Source organism: Roseibium sp. 10G30-5 (assembly GCF_055809635.1).
On record NZ_CM147918.1, the window covers coordinates 1231137 to 1248873 of the forward strand.

Below are 17737 nucleotides of genomic sequence, written 5' to 3' on the forward strand. Positions count from 1 at the left end.
CTCCAGCGTTCAGGCATTTGAGTGAATACGGGCATACCTGTCCGCTGGATCACCGCCCCAACACTAGCTCTCGAGAAATCCGCCCGATTGCCGGGCCCAGAGTTGCGCATACAGACCGCCTTCATCGGTCAACAATTGATCGTGTGTGCCATCCTGCACGATCTGACCGCCGTCCATAACCAAAAGCCGGTCCATATGGGCGATAGTGGACAGGCGGTGCGCAATGGCGACAACGGTCTTGCCTTCCATCAATTGCAACAGGTTTTCCTGAATAGCTGCTTCCACTTCGGAATCGAGCGCAGATGTGGCCTCATCCAACAACAGGATTGGCGCATTCTTGAGAAGCACACGGGCAATGGCAATCCGTTGACGCTGGCCGCCCGACAGTTTCACACCGCGCTCCCCGACATAGGCATCCAGCCCGCGCCGCTTCTGCTTGTCTTCCAGCATTTCGATGAAGTCGAGCGCATGTGCCTGACGCGCCACACGGCGGATCTGATCATCACTTGCATCAGTCTGACCATACCCGATGTTCTCGCGGATCGGGCGGTGCATCAAGGCAGGCTCTTGCGAAACCATGCCAATGGCCTGTCTCAGGCTTTCCTGTGTCACATCACGCAAATCGACACCATCGATCAGGACCTGACCCTTTTCGACGTCGTGAAAGCGCAAAAGCAGCTTGGTCAGGGTCGTCTTTCCGGCACCAGATGGCCCGACCAGCCCCACGCGCTGCCCCGGCTCAATCACGAGGTTAAGATCGTGAATACCACCGCTGCCGTCATCCTCATCTGGCCCGACAGTTCGAACCGTGCGACCATAAGTAAACGTAACGTTGTCGAAGACCAACCGTCCCTGACTGACATGCAGAGGTTTGGCGGATGCGCGATCAACCACCGTAACCGGTTTGATCAGTGTCTCCATGCTGTCCTGAAACACGCCAAGTTGACGGAACAGGCCATTCAACTGGTTCAAAAGCCGGTTCAGCATCATGGAAAGACGCAAGACCAGCGTCACAGCGATTGCAATGCTCCCGGCCGACAGCACGCCAGACTGCCACAAAACCAACGACATGCCCGTAATTGCGACGATTGCCAGACTGCTGAGACACAGCATGGTGATGCGCACCGAACTCAGCAGACGCGTAAAGACCATCAGGCGTTCCCGAAAAGTCTGAAAACTGCGCCGCACGCTGGAATTTTCCAACTCGCTTGAGCCGAAAAGTTTCACTGTCTGAATATTGGTATAGGTGTCAACAATATGCCCTGTTGCTCCGGAACTGCTGTTGGCCACCTGCCGCGATGCCACACGGATACGCGGCACGAAATATCGCGCGACCACCGCATAAACAGCCAACCAGACCACCGCCATCAGTCCCAAACGGAGATCAAGATGAAACAAAACCGTTGCCGTGGTGACGGCGAAGACGATGATCGACCAGGCTGTCTGCAACAGACCGACCATGAATTCATTGGCCGCCATGCCGGACTGCATGACCTTTTGCGCAAGACGACCTGAAAAATCCTCCTGAAAAAACGACAGGCTCTGGCGCATCATCTGCTGGTGCATCTGCCACCGCACCATGATGCTGAACTGCGGCACAACGCATTGTTCTTCGAGGATCGCCTGCGCGCCGCCGACAAACGTGCGAGCAAACAGGATGACACAGGCCATCCCTGCAAGCTCCAACCCGTTGCGTTGAAAGAAGGTCTCGCGTGGACCATTCCCCACCAGATCCACCAGCCCCCCGATAAAGGAGAAATAACCAGCCTCAATCAGCGAGAACAGCAGGCCGCAGGTCAAAAGGCCAATAAACGGCTAGGGATTTTGCGCCGCAAAATAACGCAGTCCTGCAAACGGGCTGTCTTTCGGTGGAACGCCCTCATGCGGGCGAAATGGATCAATGAGCGATTCGAAAAAACGAAAGATGCCAAGCAACGGAAGTTTTCCTCAGGAGGGCGGCACGGATACCGCAGGCTCAGGGGATGAGCCTTTTCAATCAAATCGGACAAGCAGAACCGCTTGCCTGTCTATGTCAGTGTCCGCTTTTGTGTCAGACAATTGTCGCGAGCCAATACGGCTTTTCGACGGGCCCGCACGCGAGGGTGTGGACCCGTAAATACGCTTTAAATGATGTCATAAAGCGCAAAGAGCAGCAAAGAAGGCGGCGAAGAGCCGGCTTTCGCCCGGTTGAGCCGCATGGCGCAGACGGATCGCAGCGGTTTTGACGTTCCAGAAAGATCGGGCCGATCATTTGAAACGCATTTATGGGTCCATATTCTAGCACGTCTTGCATTCAGTCTGAACACATGGCACTTGCAGCGCACAATTGGTTCCGCTCAGGCTCATATCCTCATGCCAGACATCGCCCTTTATCAGCCCGATATTCCGCAAAACACAGGAACAATCCTGCGCTTGGCGGCTTGCATGAATGTGACAGTCCATCTGATCGAACCGGCTGGTTTCCCCCTGTCTGACAAGGCGATGAAACGAGCGGGCATGGATTATCTGGACCGTGCGGCCCTGACGCGGCACCTGAACTTTGCAGCCTTCAACGAGTGGCGCAAAGCGGAAAATCGGCGTCTGTTGCTGATGACGACCAAATCCCGCTCCCCCTATACCGAGTTTGCGTTTCGCCCCAATGATCTGCTGCTCTTCGGACGGGAGAGTTCCGGTGCCCCAGAAGACGTCCATCAGCAGGCCGATGCTGGCCTGACTATCCCTATGGCCAACGGCATGCGCTCTCTCAATCTGGCGGTTTCTGTCGGCATGACACTGGGTGAGGCGCTGCGCCAGACAACAGGCTTTCCCGCTCCGTCTCCGGCGAACGGGTGACAATCTGGCCGCCGGGATGTACAGGGAAAGACGCGCTCGGGCTTTCTCCTCCTTGAGAAACATTCGAAGTTGCATTCCGTTTTCAAGACGAACGTTCAAGAGACCAGACCATGACTGCATCCTCCACGACGGCTGCCAAACAGGATCGCGGTGGTCCCATTCCAGAAAACCTGGAAGACAAACAGGCCCTGACCGCAACTTGGTTCGCCGAGCTGCGCGACCGGATTTGCGCCTCGCTGGAAACCCTGGAAGATGAACTCGCCGCTATCAACGGCCCCGCCAGTGATCTGCCCGCCGGACGCTTTGAACGCACCCCCTGGGAGCGGACCGATGCGAATGGCACAAAAGGCGGTGGCGGTATCATGTCCTTGTTGCATGGACGCGTCTTTGAAAAAGCCGGCGTTCATACCTCCACAGTGCATGGTGAATTTTCGCCCGAATTTCGCAGTCAGATTCCCGGCGCAAATGAAGACCCCCGGTTTTGGGCCGCAGGCATCAGCCTGATTGCGCATACGCGCAATCCGCACGTACCGAGTGTCCATATGAACACGCGCATGGTCGTGACCACCCGCCAGTGGTTTGGCGGCGGCGCAGACCTGACCCCTATGCTGCCAGATCGCCGCACACAGGAAGATGCTGACACACAGGCCTTCCACTCAGCGCTCCAACAAGCCTGTGACCGGCATGAAGGCGCAGACTATGCCCATTACAAACAATGGTGTGATGACTATTTCTTCCTGAAGCACCGCAATGAGGCGCGCGGCGTCGGTGGCATCTTTTACGATTACCACAACAGCCGGGACTGGGATGCTGACTTCGCTTTCACTCAGGATGTCGGGAAGACGTTCGCGGAGATTTACCCCACGCTCGTGCGGAACAACTTTGCCAAGCCGTGGAGTGAGGCGGAACGAGAAGAACAACTCGTGCGCCGCGGACGCTATGTCGAATATAATCTGCTGTATGATCGCGGCACGATCTTCGGCCTGAAAACGGGCGGCAATGTCGCCTCGATCCTGTCGTCCATGCCCCCCGTGGTGAAATGGCCATAAGGTCGCTTCACTGCGTCCCGATCAAGACACAACACGCTTTCGTAATTGCGGCTCTGGATCTTCGACCTTTTCCTTGAGAGCAGGCGCACCAGGCGCACTCTTGTAAGCCACTTTGCGAAACCGGCGCACGAGTTGCTGATCAAGCTTCGAGCCCATTTCCAGCAAAATGGAGTAGGCCTGACGCGGGCTGAAAGGCTCTTTGTAAGCGCGGCGTTCCGTCAGAGCGGCAAAAATATCGCAAATCGTCAGAGCGCGCACAAAAGGCATGATCTTCTCCCCGGAGATCCCGAAGGGATAACCACTGCCATCCAGATATTCATGGTGAGAAACCGCCATGTCACGGATTTGCTCGCAGACTTCCGGTCGCTCCTTCAAAATCCGCAAGGAAATCAAGGGATGTTCGTTAACCAGAGTGCGTTCTTCGTCGGTCAGCGGACCCGGCTTATCCAGCACGGCAATTGGAATGCCGATCTTGCCAATGTCATGCAGCATCGCCCCTTCGCACATCATTTCGCAGGTTTTGACAGGCAACCTCAGTTCAAGCGCAAAGGCAGCGACGAGACCAGCGACAGTCAGGGAATGCGTATAAGTGGCACTGTGATGGCTATAGACCGCTTTGAGCCACTCTTCCATGCCATCGACATCAATTGCTTTCAGCAAATCTTTTGCAGCAGTTTCGAGCTGCTTTGTCGAAAAGGGCCGCTTCAGCACGGTATCAATCGACAATTGCGACAGGAGTGCGCAGGACGATTTCACGGCTTCGCAAGTGGCTTGCGGTACGTCGTCAGCCAGTTCCGGCGCGCCATAGTCCCCAATATACCCTCCGACCTGAGCTAAAAGCTCGCTCAGTTCCATCTCCCGATCCCAGAAAATGGCGAACCCAAGCGACGTCGCTTGAACTTTGTCGCGGCGAGAGTTCATGTCAATCAATGCGATAGATGGCAGTTTGGTGCAGTTGCGCTCAGAGACAAACTGCTTGAGCACCTTAAAATCGTCGCTGCTGGCACCCTTGAAATCAACAAGAACCAGCCGCAGATCGGCTCCAGCCTGAGCACTCAACTCGCTTAAATTTAAAAATCTGGTGGGATGAAACGCCCCAATTTCACTCACCCCCGCGCCGCAGCCATGCCCGCCGGAAGTCGCCACTAATATTGCCACAGCGCCCGTCGTCCCTCGTATTTTTATCCCTGTCATCTTGAGAAGGAGACGTAAACAAACAATTGATCAGAATCGTAAATGGCAATCGTCACAACCGGATTTAACCGACAGTTGCAATTGGGCCTCACAACAATGCAAGCAGTTGTGCACGGTCCAGTTTAAACCCGCTGTCAATCCAGCGCTGCTCGAGCTGAGACAGACGTTTGCCCAGCCCCGGCCCCGGCTTTTCCCCTCGCACAATCAGGTCCGCGCCAGACACTGGAAACTGTGGCACGTCAACACCGGCAACCGCAGCCGTGCGCAATTTTCTCATCGCCTCAGCAGGGAGGTCGAATGTATTTCGGGCCGCTTGCAGCAGCAGGCCATCGCGGACGGCTTCACGTCCGAACCAATAGCCGAGGAGCCGCAAATCCCGGTTCTCGGGCAAAGCACGCACAACAGTCTCCGCTTTCATCACACGTTTGGTTTCCTGCCCGGACAAGCGTAGATGTTGACTGACTTGCAAACTATCACTGGCTGACGTCAACACGCAGGCCAACGCAACGCTCGGGGACAACTCCAGCCCGTCAAACCGAGCCACACCAACCGTGTCGCGCAGGACCTCAAGGCGAGCGACCTGATCCACAGCAACCGTTGCACGCAGAGCAATCGGCAAGACACCCGTGGTATCCATGGCCTGCAAGGCGGGCAAGGCGCTGGGTGCAACGAGCAAACGCTTCAACTCAGACCAGACCCGTTCAACTGACAAGCCCTCCAGCCCATCACCCTCGCTTGCACAGGCTGCCAGCGCGGCCGCATCCTGCTCACGCACCCCATACTGCGCCCAAAAACGGAAGTACCTTAAAATACGAAGAGTATCTTCCCGAATACGCGCAACCGGATCACCGATAAACCGGATCCGTCGGGCAACACAATCCGGCAGGCCGCCAAGCGGATCGTGCAAGGTCCCAGCCTCATCGACATAAAGCGCATTCATGGTGAAGTCGCGCCGTCTGGCATCCTCCAGCCAGTCCGAGCCGAAGCGCACCCGCGCCTGACGCCCGAATGTTTCAACGTCATCCCGCAAGGTGGTCACTTCAACATGACGCCCGCCGCTGACAAGCGTGACCGTGCCATGATCAATGCCGGTCGGCAGGGCCCTGAGACCGGCGGCCCGCGCCCGCTCCATCACGGTCGCAGGCAAGGCCGTTGTCGCCATGTCGATGTCATGCACCGCTTCGCCCAGCAGAGCATTGCGCACAGCGCCGCCAACGATCCGCGCCTCATCTCCGTCTTGTTGAACAGCTGCAAAAACAGCCCTCAACGTCGGATCGGCAAACCAGTCAAGCGCCGCAAAAGACAAGACCTGCCCTGCGTCTCCCGCCTCTTTAACAAGCGACGGCCTACTTGTAGGTTCCGGGCACAAACTTGCCGTTCTCCATATGAGCCGGATGATATTCCTCGTTCTGAGGAGCCTTGTGGAAATGCGCGAAGATGACAAAGCTGATCAGCACCAGCACGATCCCGCCCAAAGACAACCAGATTAATGGGCCTTGTCGCCAGTTTTCATAGGTCTGCATCTTGCGGTTCAGCCAAAGCCAGACGGCAAAGCCAAGAAACGGCAGGAGGAACAGGATCAACTGCGAGAAGAAAACGCGAGCCATCAACTATAAACCATCTCATAAAGGGACCGCAGAATACCCGCTGTCACGCCCCAAATGTATCGATCTTCAAAGGGCATAGCATAAAAATAGCGACGCTGACCCTCATGAATACGGCTTTGACGCTGATGATTTCCTGCACTCATCAGAAACGACAAGGGAACTTCGAAAATCTCATCGACCTCATCAGGGTTGCGCACCAGTTCCGCGGCAGGATTGACCAAACCGACAACAGGAACGATTCGAAACCCTGACCCACTGAGATAGACCGGCATCTCGCTCAGAAGGTCAACCTCATCTGGTCGCAAGCCGATTTCCTCATGAGCTTCACGCAGCGCAGCCGCGACCGGCCCCTCATCCTCCGGATCGATCTGGCCACCGGGAAGCGCGATCTGTCCGGCGTGCGAGCGCAAGGACGTTGCGCGCAAGGTCAAAATGACTGCCGGTCCATCAGGTCGCTCAACGATCGGGATCAACACCGCAGCGTCGCGTGGCGCACGGCGTGTCAATGCGTGCGGTCCCCACCCCGGGTTCATCATGTGATCACCGCGCTCCACTGTGGGATCTGCTGCGGCCAGAGCGTTCAAGAGTCTGACCCGAAAATCATCAAGATCAAAGTATTCTGTTTCTTGCAAAATCTTGTTTTTACTCACGATCTACCAACGCCTCGGCTGGCACCTCAAAGAATGTGCCGCCGCTCCATAGGCCAAGCACAGGGCCGGACGCGCTGTCTTGCTCTTCCAGACACTCCGCCAGCTCAAATACCAAGGGCCGTGCCAGCAGCGCGTCAAGCCGCCCGCGTACCCGCACATAAGGCTTCAAACCGCGATCCAGCGGACTTATTTTAAAGCGCAAGGGATGCTCTGCATCAATTGTCACGACGTCCCCCACGCCAGTGCGCAGCGTGATCTGACGCTCCGCGCCTTGCCCGTCAAAATGCAATTCAACACCCAGAAACGCTGCGTCTTCGACTGTAATGCGGATTTTTTCCACAGGCGTCACAAGATAGTGACACCCATCAGCGTCGTGTCGCAAGACGGAGGCAAACAACCGCACCAGCGCTTCACGCTGAATTTCCGAGCCTTGATAAAACCAGCGTCCATCACGGGTGATACGCATGTCCAGTTCACCGCAATGGGCCGGATTCCATTTTTCCACCGGGGGCTTGCCACGTCCGTTGCCATCGGCGCGTGCGATCAGCGCCTTCAACCCGTCCGACAATGCCATGTCCAAAGCCTCTGTCATACGCTGGCCCCTGCCATTTTTTGCCGCGCTCGTCTGCCATGACTGTGCCTTGCGAACATGCAAATGCATAGCAACCGCGCACCCGAGCTTGTTGAAATCCATCGAAACATTGCGTCTCGGCAGAATTATCGATTTATCTCCCATAAGATATGGTGCGACACTTGGAAAATGCGATGCTTAACCGTCCCATCGATGCATCCGGGAGTGGTGCGCCTGCAAGGTCGACAGGCCGGGGCCAAAACAGACAGCGAACGCCGCAGCAGATCTGAAAGCGAAGGTACACTATGAGCGTGATCAACCCTCCCCAGTCCTTGCAATCAGGCAATGACGCCGTAGCGATTGCAGAACTGGCAGACCAGGCACTGGCGCATATCATGGCCGCCAAGACCGAAATTGCCAGTCAGATTTTCGGGCAGGAAGCTGTCGTCGAACAGACTCTTGTGACCATTCTGGCTGCGGGCCATGGCTTGCTTGTTGGGGTTCCCGGTCTTGCCAAGACCAAGTTGGTAGAAACCCTCGGCACTGTGCTTGGCCTGAACGCCAGCCGAGTACAGTTCACCCCGGATCTGATGCCTTCCGATATTCTTGGGTCGGAAGTCATGGAACAGGCGGCCGACGGAACCCGCGCCTTTCGCTTTATTCCCGGACCGATCTTCTGCCAGTTGCTGATGGCTGATGAAATCAACCGAGCCAGCCCGCGCACCCAGTCTGCTCTCTTGCAAGCCATGCAGGAATACAACGTGACCGTTGCCGGACAGACGCACCAGTTGCCGCGCCCGTTTCATGTGCTGGCCACACAAAACCCGCTGGAGCAAGAAGGCACTTACCCACTGCCGGAAGCCCAGTTGGACCGGTTTTTGATGCAGATCGACGTGCTCTACCCTGATCTGGACGCAGAACGTCGCATCCTGATGGCGACCACTGGAGCCAAGACGGTTGCCCCCAAAGCAGTCTTGAGCGGCGACGATCTGATACGCTATCAGGATCTTGTCCGCCGTATGCCCGTGGGCAATTCGGTCGTGGATGCCATCTTGCAGCTGGTTCGCTCCGCAAGGCCTGGGGACGAGGCCACGCAGGACGATTTGCAGAAACTCATCGCCTAGGGACCAGGACCGCGTGCCAGCCAGGCCCTCATGCTGACCGTGCGTGCCCGAGCGCTGGTCGACGGCCGACTGGCTCCCTCGATTGACGACGTTCTGGCGCTCGCAGAACCGATCCTGCAACACCGCATGGCCCTGACTTTTGCTGCCCGCGCAGATGGTCACACGGTCAAAGGTGTCATTCAGCGATTGAAAAGTCGCATCGGCGGCTAGACCCGACAGACCTGACACCACTCGGTTCAAACGCAAAGACCACCACCCCCAAGGCCCACGCGCCGGAGACAGCATGTCATGCCTGCACCACAGGATATGAACGACCTGGACCAGAGCAATCTGATGGGAATGACCGGCGCGGCCCGCACATTGGCAGAAGCCTTGCCGGACCTCCTGGTGGATGCCTCGCATCTGGCTCAGACGATGTCGGCAGGCTGGCATGGTCGACGACGCGCTGGCCCGGGGGAGAATTTCTGGCAATTCCGTCCCTACAGCATGGGGGAGCCGGCAAGACGCATCGATTGGCGGCGGTCCGCCAAAGACGACCATCTCTATGTCCGGGAACGGGAATGGGAGGCTGCGCACACGGTCTGGCTTTGGGCAGATCTGTCACCGTCGATGGTGTATCGCTCACGCCTGTCGTCAACGTTGAAGCGTGATCGCGCGGTCGTGCTGCTGCTGTGCTTGGCCGACATGCTGTCCAAGACCGGGGAGCGGGTGGCGATGCCCGGTCTGACCCGCCCGACGAGCGACCGCAAGACGCCAGAGCGCATTGCCACGACACTCGCTCATCTGAAGGACATGTCTCCCCTGCCCGACCCGGCCCCGATCCAGCGGTTTTCAGATGTCGTTCTGTTTGCCGATCTGCTGGACCCGGCCGACAATCTTCTCAACTGGATCACGCGTATCGCCGCGACCGGCGCGCGCGGCCATATTGTGCAAATACTTGATCCAATGGAAGAAACCTTTCCCTTTTCTGGGCGTGTGGAATTCGAAGATCCAGAAAACGGCCTGCGCCTGACCACAGGACGCGCAGAAACCTGGCGTGAAGAATACCAACGCATTCTGGCCGAGCACCGGGACACATTGCGCAATGCCGCTAGGCAGGCTGGATGGACGTTCATTGTTCACCACACCGACAGATCCGCGGCTGATCCGCTGCTTGTTCTGCATAATGCTCTAAGTGGCGCAGGCAGCACAGGCGGACAGCCTGAAGGAAGGATCTAGCATGGGTGGATTTTTGCCGATTGCTTTCACATCCCCCTTTATTCTGCTGGGCCTTCTGCTGCTGCCCGCGATCTGGTGGCTGTTGAAGCTGACGCCGCCGCGTCCGAGACAATTGCTGTTTCCGCCAACCCGCCTGCTGCTGTCGATCAGCAAAAATGAGGAAACCCCGCAACGCAGTCCCTAGTGGCTCACCTTGCTCCGCCTTCTGCTTGCAGCCGCCGTGGTCATTGCTCTGGCTGGCCCCGTCTGGCAGCCGGACCAGCAGCTTCAAACCGGCAGCAAGACACCGCTATGGATCATCGTCGACAACGGCTGGAGCGCGGCAACCGATTGGAAGACCCGACAGGAAACCGCTCAACGCCTGCTTGATGAGGCCGAGCGAAAAGGCCAGCCCGTTCTGCTGGTTGCGAGCGCCGACGGTTCCTCTCAGGACATCAAGACCACCGACGCCAAGACAGCCGCAGACCGCCTGCGCAGTCTGGCCCCGCGGTCGTGGCCAGATCGGCGCAACGATCTGGTGCAAGGGCTGAACGACAGCGCCGCGATCAAAGCTCCGGCCACGATTTACTGGCTCACCGATGACACCCGCCAGCCCGGCGACCAGCCTTTTGAGGCAGCTCTTGCCAAACTTCGCGACGGGGCCCCCTTACAGGTCTTGTCTGGCCTGCCCGTGCCGCGCGGATTGAAGGATCCGCAAAATGATGCCGACAGCCTGACGGTCAAAGCTTTGCGGCATCCGAGCGACAGCCGCTCTGAAGTCACGGTCAAAGCGCTGGACGCAAAGGGGCTGAGCGTTGGCGAAACCCGCGCAACCTTCGCACCCGGAATGCGCGAAGCAACGGTCACATTCAAGCTGCCCAGCGAATTGCGCAACCAGATCACCCGTCTTGTCATCGAGGGCGACACCGCCGCTGGCGGCGTGTTGATGCTGGACGATCGCTGGCAGCGCAAGCTGGTCGGTTTGATTGCCGGTCAAGGCGGAGATCAGGTGCAACCGCTGCTGTCGCCGCTCTATTATCTGACACGAGCGCTCTCGCCCTTTTCCGATCTCCGCGAGCCGCGTGACAGCAATCTGGACAAGGCCGTGCCATCTTTGTTGCAGCAGGGTCTGTCAGTCATTGTCATGGCCGATGTGGGCCGACTGCCTGATCAGGCAGAACAAGCGCTTTCGACCTGGATCGGCAATGGCGGCACATTGGTGCGCTTTGCCGGACCACGCACCGCTGGCGGCACGGATGACCTGATCCCGGTACAATTGCGCTCAGGCGAAAGAGCCCTTGGCGGCAGTCTCTCTTGGAACAAGCCGCAGAAGCTGGCAAGTGTCAGTCCCTCCTCGCCCTTCGCCGGACTGGAAATCCCTAAGGACATAACCGTCAACCGGGAGGTTCTGGCCGAACCGACACCCACTCTTCCCGACCACACATGGGCATCGCTGGAAGACGGCACGCCGCTTGTCACCGCGCGCCGCATGGGCAAGGGCGAGATTGTGCTGTTTCACGTCACCGCGGACACAAGCTGGTCCAATCTCCCGCTTTCCGGCAGCTTTGTGAACATGCTGCGGCGTATTCTGTCGGTGTCTCACACAGCGGGCACAACCAGCACGGCATCCGGAACGACAAAGGCCGTCGCAGACAACGGTGCCAGTGCACAAGAAACCGTGATGCTGCCACCGATGCGACTTCTCAACGGCTTCGGAGATTTCACGCCGCCACCGCCAGAGGTGCGCCCCATCGCCGCCCGTGACTTTGCCTCGCATCACGCCAGTCAACAAAGCCCACCAGGGCTTTATGGCACCGAGGATGGCTTCCGCGCGCTCAACCTGCTGCGCCCCGACAGCCAACTGGCGCCCCTCAACCTACAAGGTTTTGGCGGAGCGGCAACAGCCCTGACCTATCCCACGACCAACCAGATCGATCTTAAAGGCGGCTTCCTGATGCTGGCCCTGCTGTTGATCTTACTGGATTCTCTTGTGGTGTTATTCCTCTCCGGTCAACTCGCCGCCTTGTCACGCAAACGTCGGGCGACCTCTGCCGCAGCATTTGTGCTTGCCATCGGCGTCACCGCCACCGCTGCTTTCATCACGCCCCAGCACGCCTATGCTCAGGACAACAATGAGGATGGCCCGGCGACACTCATCGCCAGCCAGACCAGCAACCTGAAGCTTTCGCTCAGGACACACCTCGGCTACGTCATCACTGGCAATTCCGAGATCGACCAGATCAGTGCGGACGGTCTCGTCGGCCTGACCCGGTTTTTGAGTGAACGCACGGCGTTGGAGCCGGGTAAGCCTGTCGGCGTAGATCTGTCGAAAGACGAACTGGCGTTTTACCCGCTTCTGTACTGGCCGATTGACGCAAGCGAGGCAAAACCGACTGATGACACCATGGCGCGGATCGACAGCTATATGCGCAACGGCGGCACCATCCTGTTCGACACACGGGATGCCCTCATTTCCAGCAATCCGGGTTTTGACACAACGCCCGCAACCTTGAAACTACGCCAGATCCTTGCCGGCCTCGACATTCCGCCGTTGGCCCCTGTGCCTGCGGATCACGTCCTGACCAAGACGTTCTATTTGTTGAACAGTTTTCCGGGACGCTATGCAACCGGCGACTTATGGGTTGAAGATACACAACAAGCCGCCTCTTCCGGGCGACCCGTCCGCGCCAGCGACGGTGTCTCGCCAATCATGATCACCAGCAACGACTTGGCCGGAGCCTGGGCCATCGACCAGAACGGCTCGTTCGAGTTTCAAACGGTGCCTGACGATGGCCGCCAGCGCGACTTTGCCTTTCGAACCGGCGTCAACATCGTCATGTACACTCTGACCGGAAACTATAAAGCCGATCAGGTGCACGTGCCGGATCTGCTGGAGCGACTGGGCCAATGACAGACACAGCGAACACGCAGGATAGCCGATGATCTGGTCCGTCTCCTTTGATCCGCTGATCCCATTCTGGGGACTTGTCGCGGCGGGTGTCGCCGCCGCCTTGATCCTTGTGGCCATTGCTGCTCTGCGCAACAGAGGCTGGCCATTGCGAGGGCTGGCGCTTGTTCTGGTGCTTCTTGCCATCGCCAACCCCTCCGTCGACCGCGAAGACCGGGAACCGCTATCCAGCATCGTGTCGGTGATCGTTGACCGCAGCCAGAGCCAGGATCTCGGAGACCGAACCGACACCACCAACAAGGCGCTGGCGCAAGTCAAACAACAGCTCGCCAATTTGCCGGGCTTCGAGACCCGCGTGACCGAAAGTTCCAGCGACGCATATGATGATGGCACCCATTTGTTCGCGTCCTTGCGTCAAAGCCTCTCTGATGTGCCGCCGGAGCGCGTAGGCGGTGCTATCTTCATTACCGATGGACAGGTCCACGACATCCCCAAGTCCGCCAAATCGCTTGGCTTCAATGCGCCCTTGCAAAGTCTGATAACCGGCACACAAGACGAGAAGGACCGCCGCCTTGTTTTGCAAAAATCGCCCCGCTTCGGGCTTGTCGGATCGCAGCAGACCATTCGCGTCCGCGTTGAGGAGCATGGAACCGGTCTTCCCAAGGGCACACGCATTGACCTGAAGGTGAGTCGCGACGGCGATGTCATCAACGAACGGCAAGTTGTGACCGGGCGCAGCATTGATGTTCCGGTACAGATCAACCACGCGGGCGACAATATCTTCGAAATCTCGGCAGCACCCCTCGACGGTGAACTGACAACGCTCAACAACCGTGTCGTCGTCACCATAGACGGTGTGCGGGAAAACCTGCGCGTGCTGCTGGTGTCAGGCTCGCCCAACGCCGGCGAACGTACCTGGCGCAATCTGCTGAAGTCGGATGCCTCGGTCGACTTGGTGCATTTCACAATTCTGCGCCCTCCGGAAAAACAGGACGGCACACCCATCAACGAATTGTCGCTCATCGCCTTTCCGACGCGTGAACTTTTTTCCGTCAAGCTCAACGAGTTTGATCTGATTATCTTTGACCGTTACGTGCGCCGCCGCGTTCTGCCAATGTTGTATTTTGACAATATTGCCCGATTTGTCGAAAAAGGTGGCGCTGTGCTGATCGCCGGTGGCCCGGATTACGCCAACAGCGGCACCCTTTATCAAACGCCGTTGGCACCGGTTCTGCCTGCCGCTCCAACCGGCAATGTGCTGGAACAGCCCTTCAAGCCGGAGCTCGCGAAACTCGGCAAGCGTCATCCAGTTACGAGAGGTTTACCCGGTGCAAACAGCACCCCGCCGCGCTGGGGCGACTGGTTCCGCATGGCCGAAACCCAAACGGAACCCGGCGCAGAAACCCTGATGCATGGCCCCAACAACCTGCCCCTGCTGGTTCTCAACCGCGTTGGAAAAGGCCGGGTCGCCATGCTGCTGTCGGATCAGGTGTGGCTGTGGTCGCGCGGTTTCGATGGCGGTGGCCCGCATGTTCAACTGCTGCGCCGTGTGGCCCACTGGCTGATGCAGGAACCCGATCTTGAAGAAGAGGCCTTGCGAATCAACCACACAGGCCGAGATCTGACCATCGAACGGCAGACGCTGGCCGACACCATTGATCCCGTCACTCTGACCAGTCCGACAAGCAAGAACCGCACGGTTGCCATGAAACAATCCGAACCCGGATTGTGGCGCGGAACCGTTCGCATTGCAGAGACCGGGCTTTTCACGGCGCGCAATGGCGACAAGACTGCACTGGTGCATGTCGGCCCGCAAAACCCGCGTGAATACACAGACGTCCTGTCCAGTACCGGTAAGCTGATGCCAGTGTCTATGGCAACTGGCGGCACAAGCCGCAGGCTGCGTGATCTTGGGGGAACTCTTGAGGTGCCACGTATTCTGGCCCTGTCGGATGCTGCCAACTACGCTGGCAACGGCTGGATCGCATTGAAAAAGAACGACGCCAGCGTTTTGAAAGGCATCGACCGATACCCGCTGATGGCAGGTCTCCTCGGTCTCGCGCTTCTGCTGGGGGCAATCTCCCTGACCTGGTTCCGGGAAGGCCGCTAGATATCATGCAGCGCAAGGAGCGTGAGACATCCGCGGTGCCTAACCACGCCCGCCGCGCACAGTTCCTGATGGCATTGCGGCTCCGTTCAGCCGCGCAATCAGCAGACGCGCGGGATCGACCGGCCCCGGCATGGTGACCGAGCCAAACGGCACGACCTCGAACCCCAGCGGACCGTAATAAGGTGCATCCCCAACAAGCAGCACGGCTGTTTCACCCTGACGAGCCGCCTCCTCGAGCGCCGTTTTCATCAACAACCGGCCAAGGCCGCGGTTCTTGTAAAGGGGTGTCACGGTAAGAGGACCGAGAAGCTGGGCCTGCGTTGCGCCGATACGAATGGGTGTCAGCCGGACCGATCCTGCCAGATCTTCGCCCATAAGACCGACAAAGCTCAACGACGCATCATGCGGCACACCTTCGCGCAATTTGAATGCCGTGCGCGCAAAACGACCGGGCCCGAAGGCATCGGCCTGCATGGCTTCAATTTCAGCGACGTCGCAAGCCTGTTCGGCGCGGACAAACCATTTTACGGATTTCATTGAATTGGACACTTTCACAGCAAGGCTCGGGAGTGCTTGCCGGTGTCCAGACCCCATCGGGTGATCCTGCTAACCGGTCAAGCGCAGACAAACGCACGAGAGCTTTCTCGTCGCTGGCTTCGTCGTCGCAATGTCGAACCGATGGTCACAGAAGAGCCTCTAGGCAAAAGGGTATTCAAAATGTAGTCCAAAGTCCGATACAGGTCTTTGCGATGAAGGTCCAGAAGATTTTGCCCAGGGCTTTTAAAAAAGCCGACCGTTTCCAATCCCGACATCTGCCGTCAACGCAGAGTGAACAGTCCTTCCATGCCGTCTCTCATGAAATTCCACCGCCAACGCCTTATCTAGGAGAAAAGGCGTGAAACGACACTGCACTTCGAGGAGACGAAACATGGGCTTGCTGGTTGACGGCGTCTGGAAAGATCAATGGTATGATACGAAGTCCACGGGAGGCCGTTTCGTGCGCTCGACCTCAGCATTTCGCAACTGGGTCACATCCGATGGGTCTGCCGGACCAAGCGGTGAAGCGGGTTTCAAGGCGCAAGCCGGTCGCTATCACCTCTATGTCTCCTATGCCTGCCCGTGGGCGCATCGCACCCTGATTTTCCGGCAGTTGAAGAAGCTGGAGACCCTGATCGACGTTACCGCAGTCGAACCCCTGATGCTTGAAAAAGGCTGGACTTTCGAGACACCCGAGCCGCTCTTCGGCAAGGATTATCTGTGGCAGATCTACACCACCGCTGACGACCAATATACTGGTCGCGTTACGGTACCAGTGCTGTGGGACAAGAAAAACAAGACGGTGGTCAGCAATGAATCCGCCGAGATCATCCGCATGTTCAACAGCGCCTTCAACGGGATCACCGGGTCTGGCCTCGATTTCTATCCGGAAGATCTGCGCAGCGATATCGACGCTATCAACGACAAGGTCTACGCCAACGTCAACAACGGTGTTTACAAGGCCGGGTTTGCCACGGAGCAAGGCCCCTATGAAGAGGAAGTCAGCAAGCTGTTTTCAATGCTGGATGAACTGGAAGAGCGCCTTGCGACCAATCGCTATCTTGTTGGCGAGCGCATGACCGAGGCCGACTGGCGGCTGTTCACCACGCTCGTGCGCTTCGATGCGGTGTATGTCGGCCACTTCAAATGCAACATTCGACGGATCGAGGACTACCCCAATCTGTCAAACTATCTGCGCGAACTCTATCAGGTGCCTGGCATCGCCGAGACAGTGCAGATCGACACGATCAAGACGCACTATTACGGCTCGCATGCCACGATCAACCCGACCGGTGTCATTCCGAAAGGTCCGATCCTTGATTTCACGCAGGCCCACGACCGCGATCGCCTGCCCGGCAAACCTTTAGAATAAGCCGCGGAGCATGAAAATCGCTCCGCGTAAAGGACGTACCAACTGATTTCAGAGCGTAACGTCGCAAGACCGTTACGACGCAACTGTCCGCCTGGACAAGCCGGAGCCTCTTTAATGAGCTCCGGTTATTTTTTGCTCAAAATCAGCAGTGTTTTTCACGATATTTTCCATGCCGACAATTTGAATCTAAAAAAGATCCAAATACCGATGCAGCATTCTCACTCAGCCATACCGGAAACGCAGGGCTGCTCCCCACCAGATTGCACAGCTAATCCGCATTTTATCGACTATATTATAGGCATAACGGCTGCTTTTTAATCAATCATGTTCAGCCGATTTTCAAATCCTACTCTAACTCCTGTGAGTGAAATCAATGTTCCGTTCCATGTTCGCCCATCGTCGCAACAAGAAGCAGTTCCAGTGGAAGCCTGCGCTTGAAGTGCGCAGCGGCCGTCTTGCAGCAACGCTGATGACCTTCCCTGGAACTGAGACCGCGCTGGCGCAGTACGCCAGCCTGATCCCGGCGCATTCGGGTGCCTTTCCCCAAATGATCCGGCCCATCGGCCGGGTCGGGGCATTTTTTCTT

The 17737-nt window shown here is 57.7% G+C and carries 12 protein-coding genes and 2 pseudogenes; 7 read left to right on the top strand and 7 right to left on the bottom strand.

Going from position 1 to position 17737, the window contains the following annotated elements; genetic code table 11:
- Positions 1-63: 63 nt before the first annotated feature.
- A complete protein-coding gene (locus AC0L7U_RS06295) occupies positions 64-1800 on the bottom strand; it encodes an ABC transporter ATP-binding protein (RefSeq protein ID WP_473694655.1) in 1737 nt (578 codons plus the stop codon).
- Between the two features lie 552 nt (positions 1801-2352).
- Here AC0L7U_RS06295 and AC0L7U_RS06300 point away from each other — a divergent pair.
- Positions 2353-2832: a tRNA (cytidine(34)-2'-O)-methyltransferase gene (locus AC0L7U_RS06300; protein ID WP_473694657.1), complete on the top strand. Its 480-nt coding sequence runs from the start codon at positions 2353-2355 to the stop codon at positions 2830-2832.
- Positions 2833-2942: 110 nt separating this feature from the next.
- Positions 2943-3881, top strand: coding sequence for an oxygen-dependent coproporphyrinogen oxidase (hemF, locus tag AC0L7U_RS06305; RefSeq protein WP_473694658.1), 939 nt, complete (start codon positions 2943-2945; stop codon positions 3879-3881).
- Between the two features lie 21 nt (positions 3882-3902).
- Here the strand turns inward: hemF and AC0L7U_RS06310 are convergent, their stop codons facing one another.
- From AC0L7U_RS06310 to AC0L7U_RS06330, 5 genes are all read right to left on the bottom strand, one after another.
- Positions 3903-5027, bottom strand: coding sequence for an HD-GYP domain-containing protein (locus AC0L7U_RS06310; protein ID WP_473694660.1), 1125 nt, complete (start codon positions 5025-5027; stop codon positions 3903-3905).
- 136 nt (positions 5028-5163) lie between these two features.
- Positions 5164-6381 (bottom strand): CCA tRNA nucleotidyltransferase, encoded by a 1218-nt coding sequence (locus AC0L7U_RS06315; protein WP_473694662.1) that lies wholly within the window; start codon positions 6379-6381, stop codon positions 5164-5166.
- Between the two features lie 40 nt (positions 6382-6421).
- Positions 6422-6682, bottom strand: a complete 261-nt coding sequence (locus tag AC0L7U_RS06320) for a DUF6111 family protein (protein ID WP_473695689.1) — start codon at positions 6680-6682, stop codon at positions 6422-6424.
- On the bottom strand, positions 6682-7332 hold the full coding sequence (locus AC0L7U_RS06325) for a CoA pyrophosphatase (protein ID WP_473694664.1): 651 nt from the start codon (positions 7330-7332) through the stop codon (positions 6682-6684). Before AC0L7U_RS06325 ends, AC0L7U_RS06320 begins: the two co-directional genes overlap by 1 nt.
- On the bottom strand, positions 7325-7924 hold the full coding sequence (locus tag AC0L7U_RS06330) for a DUF1285 domain-containing protein (RefSeq protein ID WP_473694666.1): 600 nt from the start codon (positions 7922-7924) through the stop codon (positions 7325-7327). The genes AC0L7U_RS06325 and AC0L7U_RS06330 overlap by 8 nt, the downstream gene beginning before the upstream one ends.
- A 284-nt stretch (positions 7925-8208) precedes the next feature.
- On the opposite strand from AC0L7U_RS06330, the pseudogene AC0L7U_RS06335 reads away from it, so the two are divergent.
- The 4 genes and pseudogenes from AC0L7U_RS06335 (at position 8209) to AC0L7U_RS06350 (ending at position 15242) form a co-directional block, all read left to right on the top strand.
- Positions 8209-9237 (top strand): annotated as a pseudogene (locus tag AC0L7U_RS06335) (AAA family ATPase).
- A gap of 78 nt (positions 9238-9315) precedes the next feature.
- Positions 9316-10245, top strand: coding sequence for a DUF58 domain-containing protein (locus AC0L7U_RS06340; protein WP_473694668.1), 930 nt, complete (start codon positions 9316-9318; stop codon positions 10243-10245).
- A gap of 1 nt (position 10246) precedes the next feature.
- Positions 10247-13135, top strand: a pseudogene (locus tag AC0L7U_RS06345) (DUF4159 domain-containing protein).
- A 28-nt stretch (positions 13136-13163) separates the two neighbouring features.
- Positions 13164-15242, top strand: coding sequence for a hypothetical protein (locus tag AC0L7U_RS06350; protein ID WP_473694670.1), 2079 nt, complete (start codon positions 13164-13166; stop codon positions 15240-15242).
- Between the two features lie 39 nt (positions 15243-15281).
- On the opposite strand, the gene AC0L7U_RS06355 is transcribed toward AC0L7U_RS06350, so the two are convergent.
- Positions 15282-15779, bottom strand: coding sequence for a GNAT family N-acetyltransferase (locus tag AC0L7U_RS06355; RefSeq protein WP_473694672.1), 498 nt, complete (start codon positions 15777-15779; stop codon positions 15282-15284).
- A gap of 391 nt (positions 15780-16170) precedes the next feature.
- Between AC0L7U_RS06355 and AC0L7U_RS06360 the strand changes: the two genes are divergently transcribed.
- Positions 16171-17151, top strand: coding sequence for a glutathione S-transferase family protein (locus AC0L7U_RS06360; RefSeq protein ID WP_473694673.1), 981 nt, complete (start codon positions 16171-16173; stop codon positions 17149-17151).
- Positions 17152-17737: the final 586 nt, after the last annotated feature.

Coding starts and splice junctions, on each gene's coding strand:
- hemF (WP_473694658.1), top strand. CDS start 2,943: ATGACTGCATCCTCCACGACGGCTGCCAAACAGGATCGCGGTGGTCCC.
- AC0L7U_RS06300 (WP_473694657.1), top strand. CDS start 2,353: ATGCCAGACATCGCCCTTTATCAGCCCGATATTCCGCAAAACACAGGA.
- AC0L7U_RS06340 (WP_473694668.1), top strand. CDS start 9,316: ATGCCTGCACCACAGGATATGAACGACCTGGACCAGAGCAATCTGATG.
- AC0L7U_RS06320 (WP_473695689.1), bottom strand. CDS start 6,682: ATGGCTCGCGTTTTCTTCTCGCAGTTGATCCTGTTCCTCCTGCCGTTT.
- AC0L7U_RS06360 (WP_473694673.1), top strand. CDS start 16,171: ATGGGCTTGCTGGTTGACGGCGTCTGGAAAGATCAATGGTATGATACG.
- AC0L7U_RS06330 (WP_473694666.1), bottom strand. CDS start 7,924: ATGACAGAGGCTTTGGACATGGCATTGTCGGACGGGTTGAAGGCGCTG.
- AC0L7U_RS06350 (WP_473694670.1), top strand. CDS start 13,164: ATGATCTGGTCCGTCTCCTTTGATCCGCTGATCCCATTCTGGGGACTT.
- AC0L7U_RS06355 (WP_473694672.1), bottom strand. CDS start 15,779: ATGAAATCCGTAAAATGGTTTGTCCGCGCCGAACAGGCTTGCGACGTC.